Origin of the sequence: Jatrophihabitans sp. (assembly GCA_036399055.1) — a bacterium.
GTDB lineage: Bacteria > Actinomycetota > Actinomycetes > Mycobacteriales > Jatrophihabitantaceae > Jatrophihabitans_A.
Map to the genome: position 1 here is coordinate 17,840 of DASWNX010000012.1, position 9,272 is coordinate 27,111.

Genomic DNA, 9,272 nt, shown 5'->3' on the forward strand with positions numbered 1-9,272 from the left:
GCCTTGGCGCCTTGGCGCTCAGGCGCTCAGGGCGCAAGACGCTCAGGCGCTGGGAACGCTGGCGACCCCAGGCGCCAGGAACCGGCTGCCGCGGACCTTCTCCGAGACGCCCTGGCGGTCCAGGTACGGGGTGACGCCGCCGAGGTGGAACGGCCAGCCACTGCCCAGCAGCATGCACAGGTCGATGTCCTGCGGCGCGGCGACCACACCGTCGGCCAGCATCAGGTCGATCTCCTGCGCCAGCGCGGCCAGCGCCCGGTCGCGGACCTGCTCCTCGGTGGAGGGCCGGTCCCCGAACTGGAACAGCTGGGCCACCTCCGGGTCGACCTCCGGGCTGCCGGAGTCCCACACGTAGACACCGGACTTCTTGGCCTCGACCAGCCGGCGCAGATTCTCCGACACGTCGTAGCGGTCGGGGAAGGCCGCGTGCATCGTCTCGGCGACATGCAGGGCCACCGCCGGCCCGACCAGGGCCAGCAGGACGAACGGTGACATCGGCAGGCCCAGCGGCGCCAGCGCGCGGTCGGCGACCTCGATCGGGGTGCCCTCGTCCACGGCTGCGGTGACCTCGCCCAGGAAGCGGGTCAGCAGCCGGTTCACCACGAAGGCCGGGGCGTCAGACACCAGAACGGCGGACTTCTTCAGCGTCTTGGCCACCGCGAACGCGGTCGCCAGCGACGCGTCGTCGGTCTTGGCGCCCCGGACGATCTCCAGCAGCGGCAGCACCGCGACCGGGTTGAAGAAGTGGAAACCCACCACCCGCTCGGGATGGCGCAGCTCCGCTGCCATCTCGGTGATCGACAGCGACGAGGTGTTGGTCGCCAGGATCGCCTCGGGGGACAGGTGCTGCTCCAGTTCGGCGAAGACCGCCTTCTTGATCGACAGCTCCTCGAAGACCGCCTCGATCACGAAGTCGGCGTCGGCGAAGGCGTCCTTGGTCAGCGACCCGGTCACCAGCGCCTTGAGCCGGTTGGCCTGGTCTCGGCTGATCCGGGACTTGGCCAGCAGGCCGTCGATCTCGCCGTGGACGTAGCCGACGCCCTTGTCCAGCCGCTCGCGGTCGAGGTCGGTGAGCACCACGGGCACCTCGAGCCGGCGGACGAACAGCAAAGCCAACTGGCCGGCCATCAACCCGGCGCCGACCACGCCGACCTTGGTGATCTTGCGGGCCAGCGACTTGTCCGGAGCGCCGGCCGGCCGCTTGGCGCGCTTGTTGACCAGGTCGAAGGCGTACAGGCCGCTGCGCAGCTCATCGCCCATGATCAGGTCCGCCAGCGCCTCGTCCTCGGCCGCGGTGCCCTCTTCGAAGCCAGCCGTCCGGGCCAGCTCGATCAGCTCCAGCGCGCGGTAGGGCGCCGGAGCGCTGCCGTGCAGCTTGGCGTCCGCGGCTGCCTTGCCCTTGGCAAGCGCGGCGTCCCAGCCGGCGCCGCGGTCGATCTCGGGCCGCGAGGGGGTGCGGGCGCCGTCCAGGACCTCGGCCGCCCAGCGCAGTGACTCGGACAGGAAGTCGGCCGAGTCCAGCAGGGCGTCGAAGATGCCGAACTCGGTGGCCTGCTTGGGGTTGAGCATCTTGTTCTGGTTCAGCGCGTTCTCGATGATGACCCGGACGGCCTTGTCGGCCCCGATCAGGTTCGGCAGCAGTTGCGTTCCACCCCAGCCCGGCACCAGTCCGAGGAAGCATTCGGGAAAAGCGACCGCCGCCGCGGAGCTTGAGACGGTCCGGTAGTCGCAGTGCAGCGCCAGCTCCAGACCGCCGCCCAGCGCCGCGCCGTTGACGAAGGCGAAGGTGGGCACGTCCAAGTTCTTGACACGGGCGAAGACCCGGTGCCCTTCCTGGGCGATGGCCAGCGCCTGAGCCCGCTCAGCCACCAGGCCGATACCGGAGATGTCGGCGCCTACCGCGAAGATGAACGGTTTGCCGGTGATCCCGACGGCGCTGACCTTGGGCGAGTGGGCGGTGATCTGATCCACCGCCTCGGACAGCGACCGCAGCCCAGCCGGGCCGAACGTGGAGGGCCGGGTGTGGTCGTGGCCGTTGTCCAGGGTGATCAGCGCGAACTCACCGGTCATCCCTGGGACCTTGAGGTAGCGGACCAGGGCCCGGGTGACGACCTCGTCGGCGAAGTCCGGCGTGTTCACAGGTGCGCTCCGTTTCCTGCTGCGTTCTCAGCGACATAGTGGGGGTTCTCCCAGATCACCGAGGCGCCCTGGCCGAACCCGACGCACATCGCGGTCAGGCCGTAGCGCACCTCGGGGTGCTCGGCGAACTGCCGGGCCAGCTGAGTCATCAGCCGGACGCCGGAGGAGGCCAGCGGGTGCCCGAGGGCGATGGCGCCGCCGTACTGGTTGACCCGGGGGTCGTCGTCGTCGATGCCGTAGTGGTCCAGGAAGGTCAGCACCTGCACGGCGAAGGCCTCGTTCAGCTCGAACAGCCCGATGTCGGAGATGGAAAGGCCGGTGCTGGCCAGCGCGCGCTCGGTGGACGGGATCGGCCCGATCCCCATCACCTCAGGGTCGACTCCGGCGTATCCGTAGCCCACCAGGCTCATCTTCACCGGCAGGCCCAGCTCGGCGGCGGTCTCGGCACTGGCGAGGATGCAGGCGGTCGCCCCGTCGTTGAGGCCGGCCGCGTTGCCGGCGGTGATCCGCCCGTGCGGGCGGAACGGCGTCTTGAGCGCGCCCAGGTCCTCCAGGGTGGTGCCCGGGCGGGGCGGCTCGTCCTCGCTCGCCAGCCCCCAGCCGTGCTCGGCGGAGCGGATCGCCACCGGCACCAGGTCGGGCTGCATCTTGCCCTCGGCGTAGGCCTGGGCGACCTTCTGCTGGCTGCGCAGGGCGTAGCGGTCGGCACGCTCCTTCGTGATGTGCGGGAACCGGTCATGCAGGTTCTCCGCGGTCACCCCCATCGACAGCGCGTCGAGGGAGACCAGCTTGTCGGCCAGGAATCGCGGGTTGGGGTCGGCCGCCTCACCCATCGGATGACGGCCCATGTGCTCCACGCCACCGGCGATCGCCACGTCATAGGCGCCGAAGGCGATGGAGCCGGCGATCGTGGTCACCGCGGTCATGGCGCCGGCGCACATCCGGTCGATGGCGTAGCCGGGCACCGACTTGGGCAGCCCGGCCAGCATGCCGGCGGCCCGGCCGATGGTCAGGCCCTGGTCTCCGATCTGGGTGGTGGCCGCGATCGCCACCTCGTCGATGCGCTCCGGCGGGAGCTGGGGATGCCGGCGGAGCAGTTCGCGGATGACGGCGACGATCAGGTCGTCGGCGCGGGTCTCGGCGTACATCCCCTTGCCGGCCTTGCCGAACGGGGTGCGGGCGCCGTCGACGAAGACCACGTCACGGATCGGCCGGGCAACCCGGCCCTGCGAGACGGAGGCGGGTTCAGCGGTAGGTGATTGGCTCACAGCGGGGCTCCTGAAGACGTGCCGGTCGACAGTGGTTACCGACGGGTAACTTGGGACTTTACCGGTCGCCGGCCGAACGCGCTGCGGCAATATGCTGTGATGTGCCTGACGCGGCTCGGGTCAGCCGGCTCACTCGGGTCAGCCGGCTCGCACCGGTCAGCCGGGTTAGTCGGGCGGTGCGGCCGGGCCCTCGGGCGACGACGGCTCTGGCGGCCCAGCCGGCGCTGCGTCCTCAGGCGATGGGGCGAGCAGCGCGGTGGCCAACCGGCCCGCCAGCAACTCGACCTGCCATGGCCGGGCACCGAGCTCGGCCAGCCTGGCCCGGACGTTGTCCTCGCTCACCGGCGAGACCGAGCGCCAGGCGAGCCGGCGAAGCGCGTCGCCGGCCAGCAGGTTCTGGCTGAGCAACCGGTGCTCGGCGGCGATCTCGGTGACCACCTGCTTACAGGCGGCCAGCCGCCGCGCCGCCGCGGGGTCCTTCTCACGCCAACGGGCCGGAGCGGGCATGGCGTCAGGGTCGGTGCTCAGTTGGGTCAGCGGTGGCAGCTGGTCCTCAGGCGCGTCCCGGCCCTCGGCCAGCGCGCCGAACCAGTAGCCGGCCAGCCGCCGCTGGCGAGGACCGTTGAAGATGGTGACGTTGCCCAGGTCGGACTGGCTTTTGGGGTTGGCCTTGACCGCGGCCAGGATCGCCGCGTCGGGCAGCGTCCGGCCCGGCGCCACGTCACGCTCGGCGGCCAGCCGGTCGCGGGCCTCCCACAGCGAGCGGACCATCGCCAGTTGGCGGCGGTTGCGCAGGTTGTGGATTCCCGACGTGCGGCGCCACGGATCGCTGCGGGGGACCGGCGGGTCGGCATTCAGGACCGCGGCGAACTCTTGCTCGGCCCAGGCCAGCTTGCCGGCGCTTTCCAGCTCGGCCGCCAGCACCTGGCGCAGCTCGATCAGCAGCTCGACGTCCAGGGCGGCGTAGTTCAGCCAGTCCGCCGGCAGCGGCCGGGTCGACCAGTCCGCCGCGGAGTGGCCCTTCTCCAGCGAGACCCCCAGGTACTGCTCGACCATGGTGCCCAGCGCGACCCGCTCCGAGCCGAGCAGCCGGCCGGCCAGCTCGGTGTCGAACAGCCTGCGCGGGCGCATGCCCAGCTCGGCGAGGCAGGGCAGATCCTGCGAGGCGGCGTGCAGGATCCACTCGGCGTCGGCCAGCGCCTGGTCGATCGAACTCAGGTCGGGCAACGGGATCGGATCGATCAGCACGGTGCCGAACCCGGCCCGGCGCAGCTGCACCAGATAGGCCCGCTGGCTGTAGCGGTAACCGGAGGCGCGCTCGGCGTCGATGGCCACCGGACCGTGCCCGGCCGCCAGCCCGGCCGCAGCGGCGATGAGCTCGGCGATCGTGGTCAGCGGGCGCGGTGTGCCCTCGCGCGGGGTGCGTAGCAGCACGGTGGCGGGCTCGACGGCGTCAGCTGCTTCAGCGGGCTCGACGGCGTCAGCTGCTTCAGCGGGTTCAGCGGGTTTGGCTGCTCCAGCAGGCTCAGCTGTTTCAGCAGGCTCAGCAGACGCCAGGCCGCCGCCGGAGGCAGGTGCGCCTTCGGACGTGCCGGGCGGCCTCTGCCTTACCCCGCGGTCGGAATCCATCCCGTCAGCGGTCACCGAGAACGGCCACACCTTCCGGTGGCAGGCCGGCGGCGACGCACAGCAGATCGACGAAGGCCAGCAGGTGCCGCGAGAGGTCGGGGGAGGTCGCGGTCCAGGAGCCGCGCAGCTCGAGCTGGGTGGTGCTGCTCGGGCCGTGCACGTCGCCGAACCGGGTCGAGGTGGTCTGGGTGACGGTGCCGCCCACCGCGGTGTGGTCAGCGCCGCGCTGCTCCAGCGCCTCGGTCAGCCAGCTCCAGCCCACCGCCGGCAGCAGCGGATCTCCGGCCATGTCCGGGGCCAGGTCGGCCTGGGCGTAACCCACCAGCCGGATCTCGCCGTCCCAGGCTTCGCTGCCGTCGGGGTCATAGAGCACCACCAGCCGCCCGGTGGCCGTGTCGTGGCCGGGGTCCAGGATGTCGACCGCGACAGCGAACGTCCACGGCGCGAGCCGCTGCGGTGCCCTGATCCGCTCGACGCGGGCCTGCGCCCGCACTGTGGTTGCCAGGAGGGTGCTGACCGCGGTGCGAAATGGTTCCGGGGCACTGCTCGGCACCGCGTCGGCGTCCACGCTGCTCTCGGCAGCGGGCTGGCCGTCCGCGGGAATGCCGGAGTCGGGCAACATGAGCGTGCGGGTCCCTTCTGAGTACCAGTGTGCGCGCATTTGCCAGGTGCGCGAGGAGAACTTCGCATGGTGGCTCAGCACACCGTGTGAGGCGCGCCGCGCCTGAGGCGCGCGTGCGACGATGGTGAGCGATGACAACTACCACCGATGCCCAGCCCTCCGGCGACCGGGCCACCGGCTCGCTGCTGGCCCGCGCGGCAGCCGGTGAGCAGCTGGCCCACCCACCTGTCTGGTTCATGCGCCAGGCCGGCCGCTCACTGCCCGAATACCGCAAGCTGCGGGCCGGCACGTCGATGCTGCAGTCCTGCCGCACGCCAGATCTGGTCACCGAGATCACCCTGCAGCCGGTTCGCCGGCACCGGGTGGACGCGGCGATCTTCTTTTCCGACATCGTGGTGCCGCTGGTGGCCGTCGACCTCGAGATCGAGATCGTGGCCGGCACCGGCCCGGTGGTGGCCCATCCGGTGCGCACGGCTGCCGACGTTGCGGCGGTACGGCGGTTGGAAGAGTCCGACATCGCCGATATCGCGGTCTCGGTGCGCCAGTTGGTGGCTGAGCTCGGCGACGTGCCGTTGATCGGTTTCGCCGGCGCGCCTTACACCCTGGCCAGCTATCTGATCGAGGGCGGGCCGTCCAAGGACCACGCCCGGACCAAAGCCCTGATGTACTCCGAGCCGGCCCTCTGGCATGCCCTGCTGGGCCGGTTGGCCGAGATCTCGGCGACCTTCCTGCGAGTGCAGATCGAAGCCGGGGCCTCGGCGATCCAGCTGTTCGACTCGTGGGTCGGCGGCTTGTCGGCGGCCGACTACGCCGAGTACGTGCTGCCGCACTCCCAGGCGGTCTTCGCCGCGCTGGCCGACCATCAGGTCCCCAAGATCCACTTCGGGGTGGGCACCGGCGAGCTTCTGGACCTGATGCGCTCGGCGGGCGCCTCGGTGGTCGGGGTCGACTGGCGGATCCCGCTCGATGTGGCGGCTCGCCGGATCGGCGGCGCCACCCCGGTCCAGGGCAACCTCGACCCGGCGGTGCTGCTCGCGGGCTGGCCGGTCATCGAGCGCTCGGTCCGCCGGATCGTCGAGGAAGGCCGCCGGACGCCCGGCCACATCTTCAACCTCGGCCATGGCGTGCTGCCCGACACCGACCCTGACGTGCTGACCCGGGTCGTCGAGCTAGTCCACTCCCTGTAGCCGATGCTCAGAGTTGCCGTGATCGGCGGCGGTGTCGCGGGACTGAGCGCCGCCACCGAGATCTCCCGAGCGCGGCCCGACGTCGAGGTGGTGCTGCTCGAAGGCGCCGACCGGGTCGGGGGCAAGCTACGCCGCGTCCAGGTGGCCGGGACCTGGGTCGACGTCGGCGCCGAGGCGATGCTGGCCCGCCGTCCCGAGGGCGTGCGGGCCGCCGCCGCTGCGGGTCTGGGCCCGGAGCTGATATCGCCGCTGACCACGTCGGCGCTGCTACGCAGCCGTGGCGCCAACCACAGCTTGCCGGCTCGGACCCTGATCGGCGTTCCCTCCGACGTCGCGGCGGTCCGGGCCAGTGGCGTGCTCAGCGCTCAGGCGCTGGCCCGGATTGAGAACGAGCCGGGCGCTGGGCCGTACCCCGCGCTGAGCGAGGACGTGTCGGTGGGGGAGCTGGTCGGCCAGCGGTTCGGGACCGAGGTGGTGGACCGGCTCGTGGACCCGCTGCTCGGCGGCGTCTACGCCGGGCAGGCCCGGCGGCTCTCGCTGCAGGCGGCCTTGCCGGCGCTGGCCGGCAAGCTGATGAGCGACGGCGGCTCGCTGCTGGAGGCCGCCGCGGCGACCGTCGGCCCGCCCGTGTCCGGGCCGGTGTTCGCCAGCGTGGCCGGCGGCCTGGCCCGGCTGACCGAGCAGCTGGCGGTCACGGGCGGCTTCGACGTGCGGACCTCGACGACGGTGCGCGAGCTGCGCCGCACCGCCACCGGATTCGAGCTGGCCCTGGGCGCGGCGCCCAGCGGCCGGCGACTCGCCGCCGACGCCGTCGTGGTGGCGACGCCAGCAGGCAAGGCCGCGACCCTGCTGGCCCAGCTCGCGCCGGCCGCGGCCATCGAGCTCAATGCCATCGAGACCGCCAGCCTGGTGATCGTGACGCTGGCCTTCGACGGCCTGGCGCCGGACGCGCTGCCGGCGGGCAGCGGGATCCTGGTGCCCGCGGTGGAGGGCATGGCGGTCAAGGCCGTGACGTTCACGTCGCAGAAGTGGCCGGGGATCGGTTCGGAGTCCGGCGTCGTGCTGCTGCGCGCCTCGCTGGGGCGCGCCGGCGAGGAGTGGGCGCTGCAACGCGCCGACGCCGAGCTGGTGACGGTGGTGCGCCGGGAGCTGGCTGAGATCACCGGTCTGACCGCCCAGCCGGTCGACAGCCACGTTCAGCGCTGGGGCGGCGGGTTGCCGCAGTACGCCGTCGGGCACCTGCAGCGGGTCGGCAGGATCAGGGCCGATGTGCACCGCGTCCCCGGTCTGGCGGTCTGCGGCGCCAGCTACGACGGGGTGGGCATTCCGGCCTGCGTCGGTTCAGCTCACAAAGCCGTGGACCGGGTGCTGTCGGGTCTGCGGCCGGCAGGACAATGACAGTCATGGTCGACGGCAAGCAGGCTCGCGAGCTCAACGATGTCATCCGCTACACCGCCTGGTCGGTGTTCACGGTCAGCCAACCGCTGGGCGAGGCGCCCCGGCCCGAACTGGCTGCCGAGGTGGAGGCACTGTTCGCCGAGCTGGCCGGCAGCGACGTCACCGTCCGGGGCAGCTATGACGTCTCGGCCCTGCGCGCCGACGCCGAGCTGATGATCTGGTGGCACGCCGAGACCGCCGAGCAGCTGCAGCAGGCTTACAGCAGGTTCCGGCGGACCCGGCTCGGCGCCCACCTGCGTCCGGTCTGGTCGGTGATGGCGCTGCACCGGCCGGCCGAGTTCAACAAGAGCCACATCCCGGCGTTCCTGGCCGAGGAGGAGTCGCGCCGGTTCGTGTGCGTCTACCCGTTCGTCCGGTCCTACGAGTGGTACCTGCTCGAGGACTCCGAGCGCCGGTCGCTGCTGGCCGAGCACGGCAAGATGGCCCGCGACTTCCCCGATGTCCGGGCCAACACGGTCGCGTCCTTCGCCCTCAACGACTTCGAGTGGATTCTGGCGTTCGAGGCCGACGAGCTGCATCGGATCGTGGACCTGATGCGGCACCTGCGGGGATCTGAGACCAGGCGGCACGTGCGCGAGGAGGTGCCGTTCTACACCGGCACCCGGCGCAGCATGGCCGAACTGGTCGAGTCGTTGCCCTAGGTGTGATGTCCAGGCAGGTTGGTCAGGCGGCTGATCGGCGGTAGGGCTCCGATTGCGCTGTGGCTCGGTGGTGATTGTAGAAGTGCAGCCATGCTGGGAGTGCTTGGCGGCGGGCTGTCTCGGAGTCGTAGTAGCGGGCGTATGCCCAGCCGTCGGCGAGGGTGCGGTGGAAGCGTTCGATCTTGCCGTTTGTCTGTGGTCGGTAGGGGCGGGTGCGTTTGTGGATGATGCCTAGCCGAGTGCAGGCATCACGCCAGGCGTGTGAGCGGTAAGACGAGCCGTTGTCGGATAGCACGCGTTCGACGGTGACGCCGCGGTCGGCGAACCA

The 9,272-nt window shown here is 71.4% G+C and carries 7 protein-coding genes and 1 pseudogene; 3 read left to right on the forward strand and 5 right to left on the reverse strand.

Annotated elements, in window-relative coordinates:
* Positions 1-42: 42 nt before the first annotated feature.
* The 4 genes from VGB75_03830 to VGB75_03845 form a co-directional block, all read right to left on the reverse strand.
* The gene (locus VGB75_03830; GenBank protein ID HEY0166153.1) at positions 43-2,139 is read right to left on the reverse strand and encodes a 3-hydroxyacyl-CoA dehydrogenase NAD-binding domain-containing protein; all 2,097 of its coding nucleotides are present in this window, start codon (positions 2,137-2,139) and stop codon (positions 43-45) included.
* Entirely contained in the window at positions 2,136-3,407 is a 1,272-nt protein-coding gene (locus VGB75_03835) for an acetyl-CoA C-acyltransferase (protein HEY0166154.1), read from the reverse strand. Before VGB75_03835 ends, VGB75_03830 begins: the two co-directional genes overlap by 4 nt.
* Before the next feature lie 165 nt (positions 3,408-3,572).
* The gene (locus VGB75_03840; protein ID HEY0166155.1) at positions 3,573-4,841 is read right to left on the reverse strand and encodes an HRDC domain-containing protein; all 1,269 of its coding nucleotides are present in this window, start codon (positions 4,839-4,841) and stop codon (positions 3,573-3,575) included.
* A 199-nt stretch (positions 4,842-5,040) separates the two neighbouring features.
* On the reverse strand, positions 5,041-5,658 hold the full coding sequence (locus VGB75_03845; protein HEY0166156.1) for a DUF3000 domain-containing protein: 618 nt from the start codon (positions 5,656-5,658) through the stop codon (positions 5,041-5,043).
* A gap of 131 nt (positions 5,659-5,789) precedes the next feature.
* Here VGB75_03845 and hemE point away from each other — a divergent pair, with 131 nt between their 5' ends.
* From hemE to hemQ, 3 genes are read left to right on the forward strand one after another with little or no spacing between them, the layout of a single operon-like run.
* Positions 5,790-6,845: a uroporphyrinogen decarboxylase gene (gene hemE / locus VGB75_03850; protein HEY0166157.1), complete on the forward strand. Its 1,056-nt coding sequence runs from the start codon at positions 5,790-5,792 to the stop codon at positions 6,843-6,845.
* Between the two features lie 3 nt (positions 6,846-6,848).
* The gene (gene hemG / locus VGB75_03855; protein HEY0166158.1) at positions 6,849-8,243 is read left to right on the forward strand and encodes a protoporphyrinogen oxidase; all 1,395 of its coding nucleotides are present in this window, start codon (positions 6,849-6,851) and stop codon (positions 8,241-8,243) included.
* A 5-nt stretch (positions 8,244-8,248) separates the two neighbouring features.
* Complete coding sequence (gene hemQ / locus VGB75_03860; protein HEY0166159.1) at positions 8,249-8,944, forward strand: hydrogen peroxide-dependent heme synthase; 696 nt, start codon at positions 8,249-8,251, stop codon at positions 8,942-8,944.
* Here hemQ and VGB75_03865 read toward each other — a convergent pair.
* A pseudogene (locus VGB75_03865) lies at positions 8,941-9,272 on the reverse strand (integrase core domain-containing protein). The gene hemQ and the pseudogene VGB75_03865 overlap by 4 nt on opposite strands.

Bases quoted from the DNA above. Each gene is read 5' to 3' on its own strand.
- hemE (HEY0166157.1), top strand. From the start codon at position 5,790: ATGACAACTACCACCGATGCCCAGCCCTCCGGCGACCGGGCCACCGGC.
- hemG (HEY0166158.1), top strand. From the start codon at position 6,849: ATGCTCAGAGTTGCCGTGATCGGCGGCGGTGTCGCGGGACTGAGCGCC.
- hemQ (HEY0166159.1), top strand. From the start codon at position 8,249: ATGGTCGACGGCAAGCAGGCTCGCGAGCTCAACGATGTCATCCGCTAC.
- VGB75_03845 (HEY0166156.1), bottom strand. From the start codon at position 5,658: ATGTTGCCCGACTCCGGCATTCCCGCGGACGGCCAGCCCGCTGCCGAG.